This is a genomic window from Tatumella ptyseos, assembly GCF_030552895.1.
Lineage (GTDB): Bacteria > Pseudomonadota > Gammaproteobacteria > Enterobacterales > Enterobacteriaceae > Rosenbergiella > Rosenbergiella ptyseos_A.
Genome location: NZ_CP130649.1, coordinates 1,906,873 through 1,929,652, shown reverse-complemented (window position 1 = coordinate 1,929,652; position 22,780 = coordinate 1,906,873). Strand labels below are relative to the sequence as shown.

Below are 22,780 nucleotides of genomic sequence, written 5' to 3'. Positions count from 1 at the left end.
CGGAAAAGGTAGAAATGGCGCATAAGACTAATGCGTGCCAGGTAATTTCTGGTAGATCTTATTGATGAGTATATCGGTGAGAGGTGTTAATAAGCACCAGCTCATGCCTACTAAAACGACGGATAATGATCCTATTGATATATCGGTGAACCAGTGAGCACCCGCCATAACACGCGGTAAAGCAAATACCCCGAGAATTATGAGCCCTACAATAAAGGCTTTACGACCAAAGTAGCGTCCCATAAAGCAGCCATAAATCATTAGCATCATACCGTGATCCCCTGGAAAGCTGTCCGCGGAACCGTCTTTGGTCGGGATACCCGTGAGAAGTCCTGCACGCTGAGCATCAGAAAAAAAGAGAGAAGGGCTACGGTGGCTAACGGGGATGAGGTGGCCGAGTTGATTGAGAACGACTGCCGTGATGAGCATAGTGATCCCTAATGCGAGCATCCACATCCGACCTTTGTGATCTTTTTGTCGCCAAAAAGAATAGAAGTAAGCTGCCATCGCGAGGAATGAAACAATATCAAATCCACGATAATTCGTGATTGCTACAAATACGGCAAAGGCATGCGATTTCACCATCTCGTGGTTAAAATAGTAAAAAATCGACTTATCCAAGGCGAACCATAAACCATGATTGGTCGGTAGATACCAAGAGAAAAACAGGCAAAATCCCAGTAAATTCAATATTATTATTGCTGGAAAATTAGACTGGCGCATAGGTTATCTCCCTATAAAATTAATCAGCGCGGCTCATATAACGACGCTCAGGGATATGTACACGGATTTTATCGCCATTACTCAAATATTCAGGGACTTGGACAGTTAATCCTGTAGAGAGCTGGGCTGCCTTGGTACGGGCACTGGCTGAAGCGCCTTTGATACCGGGTACAGTATCGACTATTACTAGGTCTACGGTTTGCGGTAGTTCTAACGCTAAAACTTGATCATCCATTAATAAGACTTGCATCCCCGCCAAACCTGCTTCAGGGATAAAAAGAAGCTCTTCTTCAATTTGTTCACGATTGAAGCTGTAAGGCGTATAGTCTTCATCATCCATGAATACATATTCATTACCATCGGTATATGAAAAACTCACCGCTCGACGATTAAGCTGAATACTGTCGATGATGTCATCACCTTTAAAACGCTCTTCAACTTTCATTCCGCTACGAATATCGGTAAAACGCATTTTATATAATGTCGCGGCTCCTCGAGCACTCGGACTTTGAACATCGATATCTTTGACTAGAAGTAATTTGCCGTTCCAGCTTACTGCCATACCACGTTTAATTTCATTTGCTTTAGGCATTGAACACCTCGAAATAGGATATTTATAAGAATGCGGGGAAAATACTCGCCCGCCTCTGTGTACACAAGCTAAATAGTGCTGTGTAGGGTATTTTCGCTAATTTTTTTCATCTTCATTTAGTTGAAATTTATATTGCATAATAAAGATGGCACTCAGATACTCATGGCCATTAATTTTATTAATTCTTAGAGTGTTCATGGAATGCCGTAGCCACTGTGGAGCCTGCTGTATTGCTCCTTCAATATCTTCGCCGATTCCGGGTATGCCGAATGGTAAGCCAGCGGGCGTACGCTGCGTGCAATTAGATGACGATAATCTTTGCCTAATATTTACCTCGCCCCTGCGTCCAGCCGTTTGTGCAGGATTACAACCCCACCCTGAAATGTGTGCAGATTCGCGTGAAGAGGCGTTAGTTTATCTTCTCGATCTTGATGCGGCGACTGCGCCGTAGGTATCAGCGATACAGATTAAGTAAGCGCTGATTGAAATTTTTGAAAACTGTGCGTTGATTCAAAATTATTGACTTCATTTTTTGATATAAAATGCGCTAATTTAGTTGCTGAAACGATTCAATCACTGTGAGGAAAATTATGTTCCAGCTAGAAGTTCAGGCGATTCATACTGGCGCCTCAGCCACCGATAAAGAAGATGCGATTCGCCAAGTCGCGGCGGCACTCGCCACGGCGGGCAATGTGGGTGAGGGCTATGTGAGTGGAATGCTAGCACGTGAGCAGCAAACTTCCACTTATCTCGGCAACGGCATTGCTATCCCTCACGGTACCACTGATACCCGCGATTTAGTGCTCAATACTGGTGTGCAGGTTTTCCAATTCCCGCAGGGTATCGCATGGGGTGCTGATCAAACTGCCTATGTTGTGATTGGTATCGCCGCTAAATCAGATGAACACCTCGCCTTACTTCGTCAACTGACGCATGTGCTGAGTGATGACAGTATTGCTGAGACGATTAAAACCGCTTCTGCTGAGGACCTTCGCGCTATCCTGATGGGTGAAAAGCAGCCTGCTGAATTTCGGTTTGATACCTCGTTGATTTCATTGAATGTCAATACTGCTGATCTCATCACCCTACAAGCATTGAATGCTGGAAGATTACAAACTATCCAGGCAGTATCACCAAATTTTGTCGCGAAAACCTTAGCGCAAAAACCATTGCATGTGGGACAAGGTGTTTGGTTACAAGACTGCGCTGAGGGTAACCTTTTTAGCGCTGTTGCCGTTAGCCGTCCGTCCACCGCTGTTAGCTTGGAATCTGGTGAATCCGTCTCTTTACTTATCACTTGTTCAACAGCAGACGCGCAGCCTCTCACAGTGATGCATTACCTCACGCACCTCATCAATAACAATCAAGCCTCTGCACTATTTAGTGCCGATGCTGCAGGTGTGTTAGCGCTATTAACCAGCGAAGTAAGTTTAGGCGACGATACGGTTACCGAAGAGTTTGTGATTAAGAATGAACATGGCCTGCATGCTCGTCCAGGTACTGCATTAGTCACGGTAATTAAACAGTTCGACTGTGATGTGAGCGTTATAAATCTTGATGGCAGTGGAAAGCCGGCCAATGGTCGCAGTCTAATGAAAGTGGTGGCCTTAGGGGTGAAAAAAGGTCATCGTTTACGCTTTACAACCAGTGGACCTCAAGCCGCTGAAGCGATGAAAGCGATTGGTGAGGCTATTGCTAGCGGACTGGGGGAGGGGGCTGAATGAGTCGCCGTGTAGCTACTATAAGCTTAAACCCAGCTTATGACTTGGTGGGATTTACGCCAGAAATTGAACGTGGTGAAGTCAATTTAGTTGAAACGACTGGACTTCATGCTGCGGGTAAAGGGATCAACGTTGCTAAAGTATTAAAAGATCTTGGTGTAGACGTCACGGTCGGTGGACTGCTAGGGAATGAAAATAAAGAGGGTTTTGAGCAATTATTCGCTGAAATAGGATTACATAATCGTTTTCAGGTTATTGATGGCAGAACGCGTATCAATATTAAAGTCACTGAAACGGGCGGTGACGTCACTGATCTCAACTTTTCCGGCTTCACGGTTAGCGAAGAGAATTGGCAGCATTTCAAGCAAGACTCGCTGAGTTGGCTCGGCGACTTCGATATGGTGTGTGTGAGCGGAAGTCTGCCACAAGGCATTGCCTTAGAAGAATTTACTGATTGGATGAAAGCGCTTCGCCAAGTCTGCCCGTGCTTAGTTTTTGATAGTAGCCGCGCGGCATTGGATGCAGGGCTATTGGCTGGGCCATGGTTAGTGAAACCGAATCGCCGGGAACTCGAAATGTGGGCGGGTCGTGCGCTGCCGGAACTCAGCGATGTTATTGCTGCCGCGCATCAACTGCGTGAGCAAGGAATCAGTCACGTAGTGATCTCTTTAGGCGCGGAAGGCGCGTTATGGGTAAATGCTTCTGGCGAGTGGTTGGCCAAACCTCCGGCATGTGAAATTGTGAGTACGGTGGGAGCGGGGGACTCCATGGTAGGCGGCCTGATTTACGGCTTGCTTATGGGAGAAACTAGCGAACATACGCTGAGGTTAGCGACAGCTGTTGCGGCGCTAGCAGTCAGTCAAAGCAACGTTGGGATTACGGACCGTTCAGCCCTCGCGGCAATGATGGCTCGCGTCGAATTACACTCCGTTACCGAACAGCAGTAGAGGAAAGTAAAGATGAAAATAGCATTAATCACCGATGCCTCGTTGGGCTTAGCGTCGGCACAATTAATTAAACAAGCCTTTGAGAAAGCGATTAGTGAACAATCAGACTACGTACTTGCTCCGGTAACTGAGGCAGAAACGGTCATCGTTGCGGGGGATCCAGCCCTAGTAACAGAGCCTTTAGCAGGAAAACAAGTTGCTGCCGTTGAAAGCCAAGCGCTGTTAACCGATGCTAAGGCTTCAATTGAACAAGCCGTCTCCCAGGCTACAGCTTGGCAAGCACCAGTGGTTGCACCCATCGCCGCAAGCGCCCCTGCGTCTACGGTTAAGAAAATTGTTGCAGTGACAGCCTGTCCAACGGGCGTCGCACACACTTTTATGGCTGCAGAAGCGATAGAAGCAGAAGCGAAAAAACGCGGCTGGCCAGTGCGAGTGGAAACTCGTGGTTCCGTCGGTGCGGGTAATCCGATAACTCCTGAAGAAGTGGCTGATGCTGATATTGTGTTTATCGCCGCCGATATTGAAGTAGATTTAGCAAAATTTGCTGGAAAGCCGATGTATCGTACTTCAACAGGTCTTGCTTTGAAGAAAACGGCACAAGAGTTTGATAAAGCACTGAACGAGGCAAAACCTTATCAATCGGCCAATAGCTCAGCTCAGACCGCTTCAGGTAATACGGCTGATAAGAAAGAAAAATCGGGAGCCTATCGCCACCTACTTACCGGCGTTTCTTATATGCTGCCGATGGTTGTCGCAGGGGGCCTATGTATCGCGTTGTCCTTTGCCTTTGGGATCAATGCGTTCAAAGAGCAGGGCACATTAGCTGCAGCACTTATGCAAATTGGTGGTACCACCGCGTTTGCATTAATGGTTCCTGTGTTAGCCGGTTATATTGCCTTCTCAATCGCTGACCGCCCAGGTTTAACCCCAGGGTTAATTGGCGGAATGTTAGCATCAACCTTAAGCGCAGGATTTTTAGGTGGCATCATTGCTGGGTTTATCGCGGGCTATGCGGCGAAGTTGATTAGCGGTAAGTTGAAGCTGCCACAAAGTATGGAAGCGCTGAAACCTATCTTAATCATTCCATTAGTGGCAAGTTTAGTGACTGGTCTGCTGATGATTTATGTAGTAGGTAAGCCAGTTGCCTTTATTATGGAATCCTTAACTCATTGGTTAGGGACCATGGGCACAGCCAACGCTATTCTATTGGGTGCGATTCTTGGGGCAATGCAATGTAGTGATATGGGCGGCCCGATTAATAAGGTGGCTTACGCGTTCGGTGTCGGTCTGCTAAGTTCGTCCACTTATGGTCCAATGGCTGCCATCATGGCCGCTGGTATGGTGCCTCCTCTCGCGATGGGATTAGCGACCTTGGTTGCGCGTCGTAAGTTTGCTAAAGCGCAACAAGAGGGTGGTAAAGCCGCGATCGTGCTGGGATTATGTTTTATCACTGAAGGTGCCATTCCCTTCGCGGCACGTGACCCACTTCGTGTGCTACCTTGCTGTATTGCGGGCGGCGCATTAACTGGTGCAATTGCGATGGCAATTGGTTCAAAACTGATGGCACCTCATGGCGGTATTTTCGTTTTATTGATTCCGGGTGCAGTGACTCCGGTAATTGGTTACCTTGGCGCGATTATCGCAGGTGCGGTGGTAGCGGGTATTACTTACGCGATCATCAAACGTCCTGAGCCTGTTGCGGCCTAAGGGCTACGGTTGGAAAGTAAAAGGCCGTACCCTGTAGGGTACGGCCTTTTTTATTACACTCAACATTATTGCTGGGCTTTTAGCCAAGCGATCTCTTCAGCCCAGATATCTGGGTTAATCGTTTCTAGAATAAGCGGAATATTATCAAACCGAGGATCTTGCATTAGCCATTTAAAAGGAGTGTGGCCAATATTGCCTTCACCTAGGCTGTCGTGTCGGTCGACTCGGCTATTAAACTGGCTCTTTGCATCATTTAAATGCATCCCACGTAGATACTGAAAACCGACGATACGTTCAAATGCGCTGAAGGTCTTTTCACATTGTTCGACGGTGCGTAGATCGTAGCCAGCCGCGAAGGCGTGGCAAGTATCGATACAAACCCCAACCCGTGATTTATCTTCTACATGGTGAATGATTTCTGCTAAATGTTCGAATTCGAAGCCAAGATTGCTACCTTGACCGGCAGTATTCTCAATCACCGCCGTCACGCCTGAGGTGTTATCTAAGGCAATATTAATGGATTCGGCGATACGCTTTAGACACTCTTCAGTCGATATTTGCTGGAGATGGCTACCAGGATGAAAATTCAGTAAAGCAATTCCTAAAGCAGCCGCTCTCTCTAACTCATCAATGAAGGCTACGCGAGACTTCTCCAGCGCTTCTGCAACGGGGTGACCAAGATTTATCAAATAACTATCGTGGGGCAAAATCTGCTGTGGTCCATAGCCATAGTCACTACAAGCTTGGCGGAATAAATCAATTGTCGATTGCGGTAGAGGGGGGGCTTTCCACTGACGCTGATTTTTAGTAAATAAAGCAAAAGCAGTTGCGCCAATCTCATGTGCGCGCGTCACTGCATTGAATACGCCGCCCGCAGCACTGACATGTGCTCCAATATATTTCATGGTTTGTCCCTGACATTATGTGCCGAGTGGTAATTGCATAAATCATAAATTCGTTCATGATTCTATTATTAATCGGTAAAACTGGTAAACTGTTACTTTAATTGGTTCTGTAAAGGCTTATCTCATTAGTCAAGGTCAGGGACTTACCCTATGCATATCACGCTACGCCAACTTGCTGTTTTTACAGAGGTTCTTAAGAGTGGTTCCACGACTCACGCAGCGCAAGTCCTGGCACTTTCTCAATCTGCAGTCAGCGCTTCATTAACTGATTTAGAAGGGCAACTGGGCGTACAATTATTTGATCGTGCCGGAAAGCGTTTGGTCATCAATGAGCATGGCAGATTACTCTATCCTCGAGCAATGGCATTATTAGACCATGCCAACGATATTGAACTCCTATTCAAACAGGGACATGGGGCACTGTCACTCGCCGCGAGTAGCACCATCGGTAACTATCTCCTTCCCGCCGTTATCGCTAATTATCGTCGTGACCTCCCTGATGCGCGATTAGAGCTTACCGTAGGTAATAGCCAAGAAGTTATCGACGCGGTTTCTCACTTCAATGCAGACATAGGACTGATTGAAGGGCCTTGTCATCAGCACGATATCGTGAGCCAGCCGTGGTTACAAGATGAGCTGGTCATCTTTGCCGCTCCTTGTGCGGAGATTTTCAAACAGCCAATTACTTTAGAATCGCTAGCAGATGCACCTTGGATCTTACGTGAGCAAGGTTCGGGAACGCGGCAACTTGTTGATCATCTCCTCCTGAGTAAACTCAGCCATTATCAGGTTACGATGGAGTTGGGCAATTCCGAAGCGATCAAACATGCGGTACGTTATGGAATGGGGCTAAGTTGTCTCTCACGCCGGGTGATTGCGGATCTTCTCGATAGTGGATTGTTACGTGAAGTTCATGCCCCTTTGCCTACCATGACGCGGACACTTTACCTTATTCAACATCAACAAAAACAGCGGTCACGTGCGATAGAGCGATTTCTCACCTATTGCCATCAAGTGGTTGATTAGCGTTCGGCTAATGATCGCTGCACGATTATGAAGGTAACTTATAACAGTGAAGATAGTGCAACGCCTCTGCACTCCTCTTGTTACAATCGCGCACAATTTTAGCCAGGTGAGTTTCATCCTATGAATTCTAGTTCTTCCCAAACGGGCGCGTCGGGCTTAAAACGCTCACTCAAAGCTCGTCACCTGACAATGATTGCGATTGGCGGTTCGATTGGAACCGGACTATTTGTTGCATCAGGTGCCAGTATTTCACAAGCTGGCCCCGGTGGCGCATTATTGTCATATGCAGTAATTGGTTTGATGGTTTACTTCTTAATGACCTCTTTAGGCGAGCTTGCCGCTTATATGCCGGTATCAGGTTCTTTTTCAACCTACGGCTCGCAATATGTTGATGAAGGCTTTGGTTTCGCTCTGGGCTGGAATTATTGGTACAACTGGGCGGTTACTATTGCGGTAGACTTGGTCGCGGCACAATTAGTGATGGGCTATTGGTTTCCCGATGTACCAGGATGGATCTGGAGCGCCTCCTTCCTCGCGGTGATCTTTCTATTAAATGTTATCTCAGTGAAAGGGTTTGGCGAAGCCGAGTACTGGTTTTCTCTGATCAAGGTCGTCACTGTCGTCATTTTTATTGCGGTTGGCGTATTAATGATAGTTGGGATTTTACACGGCGCAGAACATGGCGGGATACAGAACTGGAAGATGGGCGATGCGCCATTTGTGGGAGGATTCCCTGCCATGATCGGTGTGGCAATGATCGTTGGATTTTCTTTCCAAGGTACTGAACTTATTGGTATTGCTGCCGGTGAGTCAGAAGAACCAGAAAAGAATATTCCACGCGCTGTACGTCAGGTCTTTTGGCGTATTCTACTCTTTTATGTCTTCGCGATTTTAGTCATTAGCTTGATTTTGCCTTATACCGATCCACGGTTATTACGTAATGATGTGGGGGACATCAGTGTGAGTCCTTTCACCTTGGTCTTCCAAAATGCGGGGCTATTATCCGCAGCAGCCGTTATGAATGCGGTCATTTTGACGGCAGTATTATCGGCAGGAAACTCAGGGATGTACGCCTCCACACGTATGCTTTACACCTTGGCCACTGAAGGTAAAGCACCTAAAATCTTTGCGACATTGACTAAGAACGGTGTACCGCGTAACGCGTTAATTGCGACCACGGTTATTGCGGCCTTATGTTTCCTTTCTTCTCGCTTTGGTAACCAAACCGTGTATTTATGGTTACTCAATACTTCTGGGATGACTGGGTTTATCGCGTGGTTGGGGATTGCGATTAGCCATTATCGTTTTCGTAAAGGCTACATTGCCCAAGGTTATGATCTAAACGATTTACCTTATCGTTCTGGCTTTTTCCCGCTTGGACCGATGTTTGCGTTTGGACTTTGTCTTATTATCACCCTCGGTCAAAACTATCAGGCGTTTCTTGCCGATAAGATTGACTGGTATGGTGTTGCCGCGACTTATATCGGCATTCCATTGTTCTTATTGATCTGGTTAGGTTTCCGCTTAGTGCGCGGTGGACATATTATTCGTTATCAAGAAATGCATTTCCCACGGTTTAAAGCGGGCAAACGTCTCGATAATTAATGGAAAGCGGCTAAGGCATGCAAGGTGCCTTAGCCTTTTTGGTCTGGATAGATTTCTGCCATCAATGTACTCAATGCCCTAACATTGGGTGACTCCCCTTCGTGACGCCAGATCAATCCTGTGTGTAAATGGCTAATGTTCTCAGGTAACTGATGAACAGCTACCCGTGTATGGTCGGTCAGTTTACTCAATAATGAGTGGGGGATAACCGCAAGACCCGCTCCTCCCGCTACGCAGGCTAACATTGCATGGTAAGACTGTATTTCCATGATCGGGCCAGGCGTTACACCAGCTTGCGCGAACCAATGCTCCAAGCGATGACGATAAGAGCAGCTACTTCTAAAGGCAAAAAAAGTCTCACCTATCACCTCTTGTGCCACAGTAACCGGCGGATGGCTGGGACTGGTGATCAGGACTAAGTGATCGCGATAATGATGGCCACAAATAATATCGGGACGGGGTGAGGGTTGATCGGTCAAGGCGACAGCCAGTTCACCTTTTACGACCTTATCAAGGATCTCGCCAGAAGTTCCCGTCACTAAAGAGAGCTGTACGGCAGGGTAGCGCTGGTGATACGCCGAGAGTAGGGCGGGTAAACGGGTTGCTGCCACACTTTCTAGACTACCCAGTGTTAAAGTGCCGGAAGGTTCTGCTGAGTGCGACAGCTGCAGAGCTTCTTCACTGAGTTGTAGAATTTTACGAGCATAGTGTAAAAAATCGTGGCCAATTGGCGAGAGTCGTAATCGCTGTTTTTCACGAATAAACAGTGCATTACCGACTTCCTCTTCAAGCTGCTTAAGGCGTGTTGTTAAATTGGAGGGCACGCGATGTAACTGCTCAGCTGCCTTAACAATTGAGCCGTATTCCGCCACCGCACAAAACATTTTTAATTGTACCAGATCCATTAGGGCGCCTTGCGTCGCGAGTAATAACCTAGTGTAGGAGTTGTTAACCTGGGACTCAAGCTATAGGTAAATGATAACAATTGATGTAAGGGCTGGATTAACCGCGCAGACTGCTTCACAATACGGCAAAAGATTACCCGCCCTAATAGTGGCGGGTGTAACACCTGCTGGAGAATGATGACGATGTCCGAATTAAGTCAAGAAGCGATGCTGGTCCATGACGCATTGCTGGCTCGTGGGCTTGAAACCCCGCTCAATGCGCCGGTAAACAGCCAAGATAGCCAACAACGTAAGCAAAAAATCGCGCAACATATGCGCGAAGTCATGCTATTACTGAATCTTGACCTGACCGATGACAGTTTAATGGAAACCCCTAATCGTTTGGCGAAAATGTACGTCGATGAGATTTTCTCTGGCTTAGATTATGCAAACTTTCCCAAGATCACGGTTATTGAAAATAAAATGAATGTTGATGAAATGGTCACTGTACGCGACATCACGCTGACCAGTACCTGTGAACATCATTTTGTGACCATTGATGGTAAAGCGACGGTCGCCTACATTCCGAAAGATAAAGTTATTGGTCTTTCTAAAATTAACCGTATCGTGCAATTCTTCGCGGAGCGTCCGCAAGTGCAAGAACGTTTAACACAACAGGTATTAGTGGCCCTGCAAACTTTATTAGGGACCAACAATGTGGCGGTATGTATTGATGCAGTCCATTATTGCGTGAAGGCACGTGGCGTAAAAGATGCCACTAGCGCCACCACTACAACGTCGTTAGGTGGACTCTTCAAATCAAGCCAAAATACGCGTCAAGAGTTCCTGCGCACCATTCGTAATAACTAATCCTACCGAGGCCAGGAACCTACCTGGCCTAAATGAGACGCTACTTACATGCCTCGTTATCCCCAAATCGATTGTCTACGCGGTCTCGCGATACTCGGTATTCTGCTATTGAATATCGTGAGTTTTGCACTTCCCGCAGCCGCCTATTTAAACCCGGCATGGCAAGGTCCTCCTTCCCATATAGATACCTTGCTGTGGGCGGTACTGGAACTCTTTGCTGAGATGAAATTTCTCTCACTACTCGGTTTATTATTCGGTGCCGGTATTATCTTCCAGCTGCCGCGTGGTATGTCGTGGATGACACATCGATTGATTTGGTTGGTGGTCCTTGGTGCGTTACACGGCATCTTATTGTGGCAGGGCGATATTCTGTTATCGTGGGGACTGACCGGACTTGCGGTGTATCGCATCATTGCGTACAGCGATCGAAGTGGAAACTTACTCCGTACTGGCGCGGTTTTTTATCTTTTTGGTGTGGGGTTGTTAGCCGCATACGGGCTACTCTCAGGGCATAACCCCGGCAGTGATTGGCTTCCTCAACCTGCCGATATCGCTGCTGAACGCACTCTTGCGATTAAGGGGGGGTGGTTAGCCATCCATGACCGTCTCGAGCAATTCGATGGCCGTTTAATTGCGTTAGTGACCCAGTATGGTTGGGAGTTAGCGGGTCTGATGCTGATCGGCGCGGCATTGACACGTCAAGGATGGTTACTCGGTCAGCGGTCTATTCACCATTATCAACGCTGTTACCGATTTTTACTGCCTATTGGGCTGGTACTAACAGGGATAAGTACGTATTTACAATATGCGACAGGTTGGTCATTCCGTTGGAGTGGATTTTGGTTACAGATCCCTCTTGAATTGGGGAGCCCATTTATTGCTTTAGGTTACATTGCCTTATTTCATGCCCATTGGCCGCGTATTTCTGGATGGCGATTAACATCACTCCTAATACAGGTGGGTCGCATGGCCTTGAGTAATTATCTCCTTCAAACCTTACTTTGCACCCTATTATTTTCGGTATTGGGTTACTTTATGGCATTGACGCGTGGTCAGCTGTTGGCGGTAGTGCCTCTGATTTGGGCGTTGAATCTGGCATTTTCTTATTACTGGCTCCGTTACTTTCGCCAAGGGCCGCTGGAGTGGTGTTGGCGTCGCCTGACTCGCTGGACGTCTGGTGTTTAGCCTGTTGCCGTTCAAGTTCGACCATCTGCTCTGGCGTAACAGCTGGGTAAGTCGGCCCATGCTTAGGTAACTGCGCTTGGCTTGGAATTGGGATCATTGGCCCCAGAAAATGGGGCTCGCTATTGAACAAATAGAGGTCGGCCAATGCCGCCAAGCGAGCACCGACTTCACGAATGCGAATGCTCAAAATATTCTTTGGAGAGGGGACGGCGAAACATTGGGCTTGGATCCCCTGTTGTAAGGCAATAAATAGCGCCCGTTCGCAGTGGAATCGCTGGGTGATGATTATAAAATCGTTGGTATCGAAAACTTTCCGAGTTCTTACGATAGAATCTAACGTCCTAAAGCCGGCGTAATCCAACACGATATCCGTCGGCCGCACGCCATTTTTAATTAGGTCTCGACGCATAGTACGAGGTTCATTATAGCTTTGTAAGGCATTATCGCCGCTAAGCAACAAATAAGAGACTTTACCGCTGTTATAAGCATTCAAAGCGCCTTGGATTCGATAAAGATAATACTGGTTTGGCTCGCCACCACGATAATATTTTGACGTGCCTAGCACGACGCCAACTTGACGCTTAGGAAGCTGTGAAACGGTATCATAAATGTAGGGGGCAGTTTTCCAACTGATCCACTGATCAAGTCCAATTGCGGTTATGCCAAGTAGCATTATTAGCGCGAGTAGACCGATAAGCAGTCGCTTTATCATTCCGTACAAAATCCTTTAAATATCACTTGCTGTAGGGTACTTGAGTGAACTGGATCAGGCAAGGAGAACAGGGTAAGCCACTATGACAGCTTACCCTGAGGGCGACTAGATTGATGCGCGACGATATTGGCGATAGTGCGGTTTCCAGAAGTTAGCGTCAACGACTTCCTTAATCTGTTCTTCGCTACTTTGTGGGGCTACTCCATCTTGCTGCGCAGCTAAAGCGACTTTTAGGGCAATATGCTTAGACACCGATTGGATCTCGGTAATCGGCGGTAAGATAGGCCCTTCACCCTGTTTAGCTTTTGGTGAGCAATCGGCCAAGGCTCTGCAAGCACTGAGCAACATGTTTTCTGTCACGCGCTTCGCGCCACTGGCCACGACACCTAGGCCAATACCGGGGAAGATATAAGCATTATTACATTGAGCTATAGCAATTTTCTTATCTTGCCAGGTTACCGTACCAAAGGGACTTCCTGTCGCAACTAAGGCTTTGCCCTCCGTCCAGGTTAAAATATCGGTGGGGGTAGCTTCCGCTCGCGACGTCGGGTTTGACAGTGGCATAACAATTGGGGTGTCACAATGTTTGACCATTTCACGAATAATCTCTTCAGTGAATAAGCCTGGTTGCCCTGATACGCCGATTAAGATTGAAGGGTGAGCATTGTGGACGACATCGAATAAGGAGTAGTCGTCGTTATCACTCTTCCAGTCACTTAAGGCCGAGGAAGATTGGCTTAAGCGTTGTTGAAAGTCGAGGAGATTGGTCAGCTTGTCGGTCAGTAAGCCATAGCGATCGACCATAAACACCCGAGCTCGTGCTTCTTTTTCAGACAGCCCTTCGTGTTGCATCTCTTTGACAATTTGTTCGGCGATGCCACATCCAGCAGATCCGGCCCCCAGAAATGCGACGCGCTGATCAGAAAGCTTAGTCCCAGCGGCACGGCTGGCGGCCACTAACGTCCCCACGGCGACAGCTGCTGTACCTTGAATATCATCGTTGAAGCAGCATAGCTCATCTTGATAGCGCTCTAACAATGGCATGGCATTCTTTTGGGCAAAATCTTCAAACTGTAGGAGAACATTAGGCCAGCGCCGCTTCACCGCAGAAATAAAGTCAGCAACAAAACTCTCATACTCTTCGCCGGTAATCCGCGGGTGACGCCATCCCATGTATAATGGGTCATTTAGAAGTTGCTGATTGTTGGTGCCGACATCGAGAACAATGGGTAGCGTATAGGCGGGGCTGATACCACCACAAGCTGTATAAAGAGAGAGTTTACCAATAGGTATTCCCATTCCACCGATCCCTAAGTCACCCAGCCCCAGGATGCGCTCCCCATCGGTGACGACGATAACTTTAACATTCTGTTTAGTGGCATTTTGCAACATGTCTTCAATATGATCGCGTTGCGGGTAGGAAATGAATACACCACGGGCCCGGCGATAAATTTCAGAGAAATGTTCACAAGCACTCCCCACGGTTGGGGTGTAGATGATGGGCATCATCTCCTCAAGGTGGTCATCGATTAAGCGATAGAACAGTGTTTCGTTGGTATCTTGGATATTACGTAAGAATACGTGCTTGTCGTTATCATTTCGAAAATCATTAAACTGTTGCCATGCACGCTCGGCTTGTTCATCAATGGTTTCAACATTATCCGGCAATAAACCATTAAGGTTAAAAGCGGTGCGCTCCTCTTGACTAAAGGCACTGCCTTTATTCAGCAACGGAAACTCTAATAAAATAGGGCCCGCGTAGGGGATATAGAGGGGACGTTCGCTTTCATACTCCAATTCCATGCTTTACTCCATTAGGGGATGAGTGTGTGGCGTGATGTCGTCTAACTATAGTCCCCTCGCTTGAGGTTTTCCGCGCATTGAGTCACTTTCTTACCAAATTTAACCGATCGTTATCACTTTAGGTCGATCCTCAGCGTTTCTAACGAATAGCCTCCTAAGGCGGTTAAAATGGCAGTGCTGGCTGACTGTTGAGATAGGACTGCATTGTTGACTTCAACCAGTACGGCTCGGGTAATGTCGTTCACCGAGTAACCCTGTAATTGCAACATAATGAGTGCGCTCTGTAACGGCGGAAGGCTTGGATTGAAAGCGGCATTTTCGGCATAGCGGCCAGTGACCCAGTGGTCATTAGCTATCTGTAATGCTATTCCACTGTAGGCATGCGTGTAAGGGGCATAGCTTAGGCTAGCCGCTTGCGCCGCAGCCTCTACCAATGGGTCCGATTGTACAGCGAATGCATGAACCTGCGGGTCGAACAGAGTATCGATAATGCCTAAGTCTTTTGGTCCAAAAGCGTTAGGGAGATAATCATGCAAGCGTTGTGGGGCACAATCCGGTAAATAAATCGTGAGCTGTTGTGCGCTATTTAGCTCATTCATAAATTGACGGCAATGACCGCAAGGAGTGTAGTTGACGGTTATGGCGGTTAATCGAGGTTCATTACACATCCAAGCATGGTTAATAGCACTCTGCTCGGCATGGACAGTTTGTTGGATAGGCGCTGAGGCGAACTCCATATTAGCGCCAAGATACCAGCGTCCACTTATTCCTTGTGCTATCGCGCCAACATTAAAATGAGAGAGCGGTGTGATGGCATAACTTGCGGCTAGCGGCAATAAGGCTAGGGATAGATCCGTCGTTGACAGGCCGCTAGCGTGTTTCAGCACGCTCACCTCTTCTGCACTGAAACTGGCCTTAAAGGTATCCGCCATAATATAAGGACGTAATGCTGCGGCGAGTTGAGGCGGGCAATGCTGAAGGGCATCTTCTAAGCGAGTTTTCATATTAGTTTTCTCATTGCGCAATGAAGAAAAAGTCCTCTCCATAATAGCGACTCTTAATTTATACGGTAGCAAAGTTTGATTGAGCAAAAACCTCTACTTTGGCCGCGTAAAGGGATAGTAAACTATTTACTGTCCAATTCCCGCATAACCTTATTAATGCGTTAACTTTTATGTGTTGAATCACGACGATAGGGGAGAATATTCGTCGAAAGTTGTGTGATCTTTAGCAGTGATAACCTTTTCGATCTCTCGCGGATGCTGACTTCTTGAACTAAGCTCAAACAATCGTTTCTGCTAAACAGGAGTTACTTATGTCCGCACAGAAGTTATCGATTATTGCTGTCGATAAACAAGGCGAAAATGTTCTCTTTGTCGATCCTGTTGACTACCGTGTACTGGAAACTATCACACAGCTTCCGTCCGCTCCGCATGAGTTAATTCTTTTGCAGGAATACGACAAGGCATATGTCCCCATCTACGGTGATGGTATCCATGGTGATAATCCCCATCCGCAACATAAGGTGGCCGTATTTTCACTATCCCAACAGGCACTCATTGGTTTTATTGAATTAGCACCGTTGGAATCTCCCCATACCGGACAGCTCGGCAGTGATGGTTTGGTCTATCTCTGTTGTGAAAACAGTGCCGCCCTTGCAGTGATTGATCCTACCACTGACCAACTCATTCGTAAGATAACGCTACCGACCACAAATTGTCACCGGTTAGCCATCGCTCCCTCAGGTGAAAAGCTCTATACCGAAAATGAAGAAGATAACAGCCTCTGTGTGGTAGCACTGAACGAGGGGCAAGGTAAATTACTTCATACCTTGCCACTCACTGAACCCAGTAATGGCATTACTATCGCACCCAATGGATCACGATTAATTCTTTCATCAGGCGAGACGCCGCAACTTTTCGTACTGGATCTTGAGACACACCAGTGGTTGGCCCCCATCCCGCTCAACGCACATCAACGTCCATGCCAAGTCGTGCGCTATCGTGACGATGGTAAGGTATTGGTTGCGATTGGCGATCAGGAACCTGTCATTACGTTATTCGATGAGCAGCTAACGCCACTTGCCAGCGTAACGGTCGGTGAAAAACCGATGGATGCGGCATTTAGTCCAGACGGTAATTTATTAATTGTCGCCAACGAAAGCGCGGGTAATTGGTCGGTAATTGAATTAACAACCTACCACGTTATCGCTCAACCCCCAATAGGTAAAGGCTGCGAGACACTCAGTTATTTCGTTAGCCACTCCTAGTCGACGCTTTGAGAGGGCGTTTACTGATGATAACTCGTTGATGGTAGGATAAAAAAACCGGGCATCGCCCGGCTTTTATTCAATAACGCTTATCGTACCGGCATACCTGGCGTCGCACCACTGTCGGCCGATAGAATAAAGAGATCAGCGCCGCCATTACCGGCAGACAGTACCATCCCTTCCGACACACCAAAACGCATTTTACGCGGTGCGAGGTTGGCGACAATAATGGTCAAGCGCCCGACAAGTACTGACGGGTCTGGATAAGCGGCGCGGATCCCAGAGAAGATCTGACGTTTTTCCCCACCTACATCCAGCACCAAACGCAGTAATTTATCGGAACCCTCGACCAGTTCAGCCACTTCGATTAGCGCGACGCGCATATCAACCTTAGCGAAATCGTCAATCGTAATGGGACCGGAGGTCGCTTCCTCGGTCACCACCGGTGCCGTAGATTTCTTCTCAGATTTCTCAGCTTTTTTTGCTGGCTGCGGGGCAGGAGCTGCTGCGTCGGCATCCTGTTTTGAAGCATTAATCAATGCTTCGACCTTTGCCATTTCAATGCGTTGATATAGCGCTTTGAACGGTGCAACGCGTTGGCCTAATAGTGGCTGAGCAATTGAATCCCAGGTTAATGTGCTTTGTAAAAATACCTCAGCACGTTCGCTTAATGCAGGCAGTACCGGCTTTAACCAGGTCATTAACACCCGGAACAGATGGATACCCATCGAGCAGATGGCTTGTAATTTCGCATTGCTATCTTCTTGTTTGGCCACAATCCAAGGCGCTTGCTCATCGACATAGCGGTTTGCTTCATCAGCCAATGCCATGATTTCGCGGATAGCACGGCTGAATTCACGGCTTTCCCATGCTTCACCAATTGACGTTGAAGCCTCCACGAAGCGTTGGTAAAGCGCAGGGTCATCGAGCTCTGCGGCTAATTGACCGTCGAAACGTTTTGTAATGAAGCCGGCATTACGAGACGCAAGGTTCACCACTTTATTCACCACATCGGCGTTAACCCGCTGAACGTAATCTTCTAAATTCAGATCGATATCATCGATACGCGAGGAGAGCTTGGCCGCGTAGTAGTAACGTAGGCTGTCTGCATCCAGATGTTCTAACCACGTGCTCGCCTTGATAAAGGTGCCGCGTGATTTAGACATTTTCGCACCGTTCACCGTGACGTAACCGTGGACGAACAGGTTGGTCGGTTTACGATGGTCGCTACCTTCGAGCATAGCTGGCCAGAATAAGCTATGGAAATAGACGATATCTTTACCGATAAAGTGATAAAGCTCGGTGGTTGAGTCTTTTTTCCAATACTCATCAAAATCAATATCGGAACGCTTATTACAGAGGTTGCGGAATGAGCCCATGTAACCAATCGGGGCATCCAACCACACATAGAAATATTTACCAGGCGCATCCGGAATTTCGAAACCGAAGTACGGCGCATCGCGAGAGATATCCCATTGCTGTAACCCCGTCTCGAACCACTCTTGCATTTTATTGGCGACTTGCTCCTGCAGGGCTCCTGAGCGAGTCCACGCTTTTAACATTTCTGAGAAAGAAGGTAAGTCGAAGAAGAAATGTTCAGAGTCGCGCATTACCGGTGTCGCCCCGGAGACGACGGATGTTGGATCGATCAGCTCGGTAGGGCTATAGGTCGCACTACAGACTTCACAATTATCGCCATACTGATCGGCCGCTTTACATTTAGGACAGGTACCTTTTACAAAGCGATCCGGTAAAAACATCCCTTTTTCAGGATCATAAAGCTGAGAGATGGTGCGGTTTTTAATTAAACCGTTGCTCTTGAGGCGACCATAGATCAGTTCAGAGAGCTGGCGATTCTCTTCGCAATGTGTCGAATGATAGTTATCGTAGCTAATATTGAAACCGGCGAAATCGCGCTGATGCTCGGCACTCATTTCCGCAATCATCGCTTCGGGTGTCACACCGAGTTGTTGAGCTTTCAACATAATAGGGGTGCCATGCGCATCGTCGGCACAGATAAACCAAGCAGTGTTGCCACGCATTCGCTGATACCTAACCCATATATCCGCTTGGATATGCTCTAGCATATGCCCAAGGTGAATTGAGCCGTTGGCGTAAGGCAGGGCACAGGTGACCAGTAATTTTTTTGTGGCTTGAGTCATAATTTGCGTAGCTTTCTGTAGATGAACAAAAGGAATAATGAATGGTAACTGAAGGCCCCGACAAGGTAAACGGTTAACATCAACTAACAGCATGGACGATAAGAATCTGATAAGATTAGCCAATGCGTTACTATCTTATTTGCCTAACTGCTGTCTTCTAGGAGCGATGCCATGTCTTTTGCCCCCTCATCCACGCCGTCCTCTGATTTGCGTGACATAGTGAATCCGCTTCTCGCTCAGTTTTCGTACCCGACCCTACGGCAATCGCTGGCCGACCTTCATGCTCTACAGCATGCCGTGCTGCTGGATCAGACTCTGCATATTGAATTACAACTCCCTTTTGCCTGGCCACAAGGTTTTAAAGCATTGCAGTCTTGGGCTACCCCGTTGCTAAAAGAGGCTACAGGCGCCAGCGAAGTAGATTGGCATCTCGACTATCACATCGCCACGCTAAAGCGCGTTAAGCAACTACCTGGCGCGAAAGGCGTAAAAAATATCATTGCTGTCAGTTCAGGCAAAGGTGGCGTTGGTAAATCCAGTACCGCGCTGAATGTCGCGTTAGCCCTAGCCGATCAAGGGATTAAGGTTGGGGTACTCGATGCCGATATCTATGGCCCCTCAATTCCCCAAATGCTTGGAACAGCAGATCAACGTCCTTCATCGCCGGATGGCAAGCATATGGCACCCATCATGAGTTATGGACTTGCGACCAACTCTATTGGCTATTTGGTCACTGATGATAATGCGATGATCTGGCGAGGCCCTATGGCCAGTAAGGCATTGTTACAGCTACTGAACGAGACGCTGTGGCCCGATTTGGACTATTTAGTGGTGGATATGCCACCGGGTACCGGCGATATCCAGCTCACCTTGGCGCAGAATATTCCGGTTACCGGTGCGGTAGTGGTCACCACACCGCAAGATGTCGCCTTACTCGATGCACGCAAAGGGGTGGTAATGTTCAACAAGGTCGAGGTACCGGTTCTAGGCATTGTCGAAAATATGAGTGTGCATATCTGTCAAGCCTGCGGCCATCAAGAGGCGATCTTCGGTCATGAAGGGGCTCAATCGCTCAGTGATGACTACCATGTACCGGTACTTGGAAAAGTCCCTCTGCATATTCAATTAAGAGAAGATCTGGATGCGGGTGTGCCGACCGTAATCAGGGACCCAGCGGGGCATTTTAGCGAACTATATCGTGAGATTGCTGAGAATATTGCAACCCAGCTTTTCTGGCAAGGTGCTGTTATTCCAGAAGATATATCGATTAGAACCCTTTAATAGGTATTACTGATTAGACCGATATATAAGAGTGATTGGCCTTAGCAAGGAGGGTACTTTAAGGTAGCCATAACATTCTAGCGGAGGCCAATCATGTCCATTATCAATACCAAAATTAAACCCTTTAGCAACACGGCTTTTAAAGCAGGCCGATTTATTGAACTGACCGAAAAAGATGTTGAAGGTAAATGGAGTGTCTTCTTCTTCTATCCTGCTGACTTTACCTTCGTATGCCCGACCGAATTAGGCGACGTCGCGGACCATTACGATGAGTTCCAAAAGCTTGGTGTGGATATCTACTCTGTCTCCACTGATACCCACTTTACGCACAAAGCTTGGCACGGGAGCTCCGAGACCATCGGTAAAATCAACTATGCGATGATTGGTGACCCAACCGGTACCCTAACACGCAACTTCGACATCATGCGCGAAGCGCAAGGTCTTGCGGATCGTGGAACCTTTATCGTCGACCCTGAAGGGATTATCCAAGCCGTGGAGATCACTGCAGAAGGGATCGGCCGTGACGCGTCAGACCTACTGCGTAAAGTAAAAGCTGCGCAATATGTTGCGACTCACCCAGGTGAAGTGTGCCCTGCTAAATGGAAAGAAGGCGAAGCGACTCTAGCCCCTTCTCTTGACCTAGTCGGTAAAATCTAAGCATCGCTAAGCAGTTTTTTTACGGGCGCGATTGCGCCCGTTTTGATATCCGGGGGAGAGCATTATGTTAGAGACTCAGTTACAAGCACAATTAAAAATCTATTTAGAAAAACTTATTCAACCTGTCGATTTAGTGGCCTCCCTTGACCACTCCGCCGCCTCGGCGGATATTCGCCAGCTACTGACCCAGATCGCGGGATTATCGGACAAAGTGAACTTCATTGAAGAAAATCGCACTGACGTCCGTCAGCCCTCTTTTTTAATTACCCCACAAGGCCAACGACACGGCCCGCGCTTTGCCGGTTCGCCATTAGGGCATGAATTCACCTCGTTAGTGCTGGCACTGTTACAAACCGGTGGACACCCGTCGAAAGAAAGTCAGGCACTGCTGGACCAAATTAAAGCTTTACCCGATGAGTTACATTTCGAGACCTACTATTCGCTGTCCTGCCACAACTGTCCTGACGTCGTCCAAGCACTCAATTTATTGTCGATTCTGAATCCTCGTATTCACCATACCGCCATCGATGGCGGGCAATTTCAACAAGAGATTGCTGACCGCAATATCATGGGCGTACCAGCAGTATTGCTGAATGGCGAAAGCTTCGGTCATGGCCGTATGACATTAGCCGAAATCGTTAATAAAGTGGACAGCGGTGCCGCCGCACGTCAAGCCGCCACCTTATCGGGACAGGCCCCTTACGAGGTATTAATTGTCGGGAGTGGGCCTGCGGGGGCTGCTGCCGCAATCTATACCGCGCGAAAAGGGATTCGGACCGGACTGATGGGCGAGCGTTTCGGGGGGCAGGTGCTGGATACGGTCGATATCGAAAACTATATCTCCGTACCAAAAACTGAAGGCAGTCGCTTGGCGACCGCGTTACGCACCCATGTCGAAGATTATCAGGTTGATATTATTGAAGCCCAACAAGCTAGCCAGCTTATTCCTGCCCGCGAGCAGGGTGGCCTTCACCAACTGACCACCGCTAGCGGTGCGACGCTACTCGCTAAAAGTATTATTGTCGCGACCGGCGCACGCTGGCGGAATATGGGGGTTCCTGGCGAGGACACTTACCGTACGCGCGGGGTAACCTATTGTCCGCATTGTGATGGCCCGTTATTTAAAGGTAAACGTGTTGCCGTTGTTGGGGGCGGCAATTCTGGTGTCGAGGCGGCCATCGATCTGGCAGGATTGGTCGAGCATGTTACCTTGCTAGAATTTGCGGATTCGCTGAAGGCTGATCAGGTGCTACAAACTAAACTGCGCAGCTTGCCGAATGTTGACATTATCGTTAATGCCCACACCCAAGAAGTGTTAGGGGATGGTCAACAAGTAACGGGCTTAGTCTGGAAAGACCGCGAAACGGGTCAACTTAATACCCTAGCCCTTGCGGGTATCTTCGTGCAAATTGGTTTATTACCGAATACGGCATGGTTAGAAGGGATCGTTGATCGTAACCCAATGGGCGAGATTATTGTCGATTCGCGTGGTGAGACTAACCAACCAGGTATTTTCGCCGCCGGGGATTGTACCACCGTCCCGTACAAGCAAATTATCATTGCCAGTGGCGAAGGTGCGAAAGCGGCATTAAGTGCATTCGACTACCTTATCCGTACTCAACCTGTGTAAATGAAATCCCTCATTGCTTAAGCCATTTGGCTTAAGCAATCTTTTCAGAATTGACCAGCATGACAACTTCCCACTTTTCGCGTTAACTACCAGAATTTAGT

Annotated in this window: 19 protein-coding genes and 1 pseudogene; 12 read left to right on the top strand and 8 right to left on the bottom strand. The window is 47.9% G+C overall.

What is annotated here, in order from left to right; genetic code table 11:
• Positions 1-27: 27 nt before the first annotated feature.
• Complete coding sequence (locus tag QJR74_RS09135; RefSeq protein WP_304371547.1) at positions 28-723, bottom strand: phosphatase PAP2 family protein; 696 nt, start codon at positions 721-723, stop codon at positions 28-30.
• A gap of 19 nt (positions 724-742) precedes the next feature.
• Positions 743-1,315, bottom strand: a complete 573-nt coding sequence (yeiP, locus tag QJR74_RS09130; protein WP_304371546.1) for an elongation factor P-like protein YeiP — start codon at positions 1,313-1,315, stop codon at positions 743-745.
• A gap of 196 nt (positions 1,316-1,511) precedes the next feature.
• On the opposite strand from yeiP, the gene QJR74_RS09125 reads away from it, so the two are divergent.
• From QJR74_RS09125 to fruA, 4 genes are all read left to right on the top strand, one after another.
• Entirely contained in the window at positions 1,512-1,766 is a 255-nt protein-coding gene (locus QJR74_RS09125) for a YkgJ family cysteine cluster protein (protein ID WP_304371545.1), read from the top strand.
• A 139-nt stretch (positions 1,767-1,905) separates the two neighbouring features.
• Entirely contained in the window at positions 1,906-3,039 is a 1,134-nt protein-coding gene (gene fruB, locus QJR74_RS09120; RefSeq protein ID WP_304371544.1) for a fused PTS fructose transporter subunit IIA/HPr protein, read from the top strand.
• Positions 3,036-3,983, top strand: a complete 948-nt coding sequence (gene fruK / locus QJR74_RS09115) for a 1-phosphofructokinase (RefSeq protein ID WP_304371543.1) — start codon at positions 3,036-3,038, stop codon at positions 3,981-3,983. The genes fruB and fruK overlap by 4 nt, the downstream gene beginning before the upstream one ends.
• A gap of 12 nt (positions 3,984-3,995) precedes the next feature.
• Positions 3,996-5,690, top strand: coding sequence for a PTS fructose transporter subunit IIBC (fruA, locus tag QJR74_RS09110; protein ID WP_304371542.1), 1,695 nt, complete (start codon positions 3,996-3,998; stop codon positions 5,688-5,690).
• A gap of 65 nt (positions 5,691-5,755) precedes the next feature.
• On the opposite strand, the gene nfo is transcribed toward fruA, so the two are convergent.
• Positions 5,756-6,595 (bottom strand): deoxyribonuclease IV, encoded by an 840-nt coding sequence (nfo, locus tag QJR74_RS09105; protein ID WP_304371541.1) that lies wholly within the window; start codon positions 6,593-6,595, stop codon positions 5,756-5,758.
• Positions 6,596-6,745: 150 nt separating this feature from the next.
• Here nfo and yieE point away from each other — a divergent pair, with 150 nt between their 5' ends.
• A complete protein-coding gene (gene yieE, locus QJR74_RS09100) occupies positions 6,746-7,621 on the top strand; it encodes a DNA-binding transcriptional regulator YeiE (RefSeq protein WP_304371540.1) in 876 nt (291 codons plus the stop codon).
• 120 nt (positions 7,622-7,741) lie between these two features.
• Entirely contained in the window at positions 7,742-9,226 is a 1,485-nt protein-coding gene (locus tag QJR74_RS09095; RefSeq protein ID WP_304371539.1) for an amino acid permease, read from the top strand.
• 29 nt (positions 9,227-9,255) lie between these two features.
• On the opposite strand, the gene ptrR is transcribed toward QJR74_RS09095, so the two are convergent.
• A complete protein-coding gene (gene ptrR, locus QJR74_RS09090; protein ID WP_304371538.1) occupies positions 9,256-10,131 on the bottom strand; it encodes a putrescine utilization regulator PtrR in 876 nt (291 codons plus the stop codon).
• 183 nt (positions 10,132-10,314) lie between these two features.
• Between ptrR and folE the strand changes: the two genes are divergently transcribed.
• Together folE and yeiB are read left to right on the top strand one after the other, a co-directional pair.
• Positions 10,315-10,980, top strand: a complete 666-nt coding sequence (gene folE / locus QJR74_RS09085; RefSeq protein ID WP_304371537.1) for a GTP cyclohydrolase I FolE — start codon at positions 10,315-10,317, stop codon at positions 10,978-10,980.
• Between the two features lie 48 nt (positions 10,981-11,028).
• Positions 11,029-12,090 (top strand): annotated as a pseudogene (gene yeiB, locus QJR74_RS09080) (DUF418 domain-containing protein YeiB); the annotation flags it as partial.
• Here yeiB and sanA read toward each other — a convergent pair.
• From sanA to cdd, 3 genes are all read right to left on the bottom strand, one after another.
• A complete protein-coding gene (sanA, locus tag QJR74_RS09075) occupies positions 12,014-12,877 on the bottom strand; it encodes an outer membrane permeability protein SanA (RefSeq protein WP_441007605.1) in 864 nt (287 codons plus the stop codon). The pseudogene yeiB and the gene sanA sit on opposite strands and share 77 nt — an antisense overlap.
• Positions 12,878-12,982: 105 nt before the next feature.
• Entirely contained in the window at positions 12,983-14,680 is a 1,698-nt protein-coding gene (locus QJR74_RS09070) for an NAD-dependent malic enzyme (protein ID WP_304371535.1), read from the bottom strand.
• Positions 14,681-14,793: 113 nt separating this feature from the next.
• Positions 14,794-15,684 carry a cytidine deaminase gene (cdd, locus tag QJR74_RS09065; protein WP_304371534.1) on the bottom strand — a complete coding sequence of 297 codons (891 nt, stop codon included), beginning with the start codon at positions 15,682-15,684 and terminating at the stop codon, positions 14,794-14,796.
• A 311-nt stretch (positions 15,685-15,995) separates the two neighbouring features.
• Between cdd and QJR74_RS09060 the strand changes: the two genes are divergently transcribed.
• Entirely contained in the window at positions 15,996-16,949 is a 954-nt protein-coding gene (locus tag QJR74_RS09060; protein ID WP_304371533.1) for a YncE family protein, read from the top strand.
• 89 nt (positions 16,950-17,038) lie between these two features.
• Here QJR74_RS09060 and metG read toward each other — a convergent pair whose 3' ends face one another.
• The gene (metG, locus tag QJR74_RS09055; protein ID WP_304374009.1) at positions 17,039-19,111 is read right to left on the bottom strand and encodes a methionine--tRNA ligase; all 2,073 of its coding nucleotides are present in this window, start codon (positions 19,109-19,111) and stop codon (positions 17,039-17,041) included.
• A 171-nt stretch (positions 19,112-19,282) separates the two neighbouring features.
• On the opposite strand from metG, the gene apbC reads away from it, so the two are divergent.
• From apbC to ahpF, 3 genes are all read left to right on the top strand, one after another.
• Positions 19,283-20,392: an iron-sulfur cluster carrier protein ApbC gene (gene apbC / locus QJR74_RS09050; RefSeq protein ID WP_304371532.1), complete on the top strand. Its 1,110-nt coding sequence runs from the start codon at positions 19,283-19,285 to the stop codon at positions 20,390-20,392.
• A gap of 93 nt (positions 20,393-20,485) precedes the next feature.
• A complete protein-coding gene (gene ahpC, locus QJR74_RS09045) occupies positions 20,486-21,049 on the top strand; it encodes an alkyl hydroperoxide reductase subunit C (RefSeq protein ID WP_304371531.1) in 564 nt (187 codons plus the stop codon).
• A gap of 64 nt (positions 21,050-21,113) precedes the next feature.
• On the top strand, positions 21,114-22,679 hold the full coding sequence (gene ahpF / locus QJR74_RS09040) for an alkyl hydroperoxide reductase subunit F (RefSeq protein WP_304371530.1): 1,566 nt from the start codon (positions 21,114-21,116) through the stop codon (positions 22,677-22,679).
• Positions 22,680-22,780: the final 101 nt, after the last annotated feature.

What these genes read in the sequence shown, in the direction of transcription:
- QJR74_RS09135 (WP_304371547.1), bottom strand. Translation starts at nt 723, where the DNA reads ATGCGCCAGTCTAATTTTCCAGCAATAATAATATTGAATTTACTGGGA.
- yeiP (WP_304371546.1), bottom strand. Translation starts at nt 1,315, where the DNA reads ATGCCTAAAGCAAATGAAATTAAACGTGGTATGGCAGTAAGCTGGAAC.
- QJR74_RS09125 (WP_304371545.1), top strand. Translation starts at nt 1,512, where the DNA reads ATGGAATGCCGTAGCCACTGTGGAGCCTGCTGTATTGCTCCTTCAATA.
- fruB (WP_304371544.1), top strand. Translation starts at nt 1,906, where the DNA reads ATGTTCCAGCTAGAAGTTCAGGCGATTCATACTGGCGCCTCAGCCACC.
- fruK (WP_304371543.1), top strand. Translation starts at nt 3,036, where the DNA reads ATGAGTCGCCGTGTAGCTACTATAAGCTTAAACCCAGCTTATGACTTG.
- fruA (WP_304371542.1), top strand. Translation starts at nt 3,996, where the DNA reads ATGAAAATAGCATTAATCACCGATGCCTCGTTGGGCTTAGCGTCGGCA.
- nfo (WP_304371541.1), bottom strand. Translation starts at nt 6,595, where the DNA reads ATGAAATATATTGGAGCACATGTCAGTGCTGCGGGCGGCGTATTCAAT.
- yieE (WP_304371540.1), top strand. Translation starts at nt 6,746, where the DNA reads ATGCATATCACGCTACGCCAACTTGCTGTTTTTACAGAGGTTCTTAAG.
- QJR74_RS09095 (WP_304371539.1), top strand. Translation starts at nt 7,742, where the DNA reads ATGAATTCTAGTTCTTCCCAAACGGGCGCGTCGGGCTTAAAACGCTCA.
- ptrR (WP_304371538.1), bottom strand. Translation starts at nt 10,131, where the DNA reads ATGGATCTGGTACAATTAAAAATGTTTTGTGCGGTGGCGGAATACGGC.
- folE (WP_304371537.1), top strand. Translation starts at nt 10,315, where the DNA reads ATGTCCGAATTAAGTCAAGAAGCGATGCTGGTCCATGACGCATTGCTG.
- sanA (WP_441007605.1), bottom strand. Translation starts at nt 12,877, where the DNA reads ATGATAAAGCGACTGCTTATCGGTCTACTCGCGCTAATAATGCTACTT.
- QJR74_RS09070 (WP_304371535.1), bottom strand. Translation starts at nt 14,680, where the DNA reads ATGGAATTGGAGTATGAAAGCGAACGTCCCCTCTATATCCCCTACGCG.
- cdd (WP_304371534.1), bottom strand. Translation starts at nt 15,684, where the DNA reads ATGAAAACTCGCTTAGAAGATGCCCTTCAGCATTGCCCGCCTCAACTC.
- QJR74_RS09060 (WP_304371533.1), top strand. Translation starts at nt 15,996, where the DNA reads ATGTCCGCACAGAAGTTATCGATTATTGCTGTCGATAAACAAGGCGAA.
- metG (WP_304374009.1), bottom strand. Translation starts at nt 19,111, where the DNA reads ATGACTCAAGCCACAAAAAAATTACTGGTCACCTGTGCCCTGCCTTAC.
- apbC (WP_304371532.1), top strand. Translation starts at nt 19,283, where the DNA reads ATGTCTTTTGCCCCCTCATCCACGCCGTCCTCTGATTTGCGTGACATA.
- ahpC (WP_304371531.1), top strand. Translation starts at nt 20,486, where the DNA reads ATGTCCATTATCAATACCAAAATTAAACCCTTTAGCAACACGGCTTTT.
- ahpF (WP_304371530.1), top strand. Translation starts at nt 21,114, where the DNA reads ATGTTAGAGACTCAGTTACAAGCACAATTAAAAATCTATTTAGAAAAA.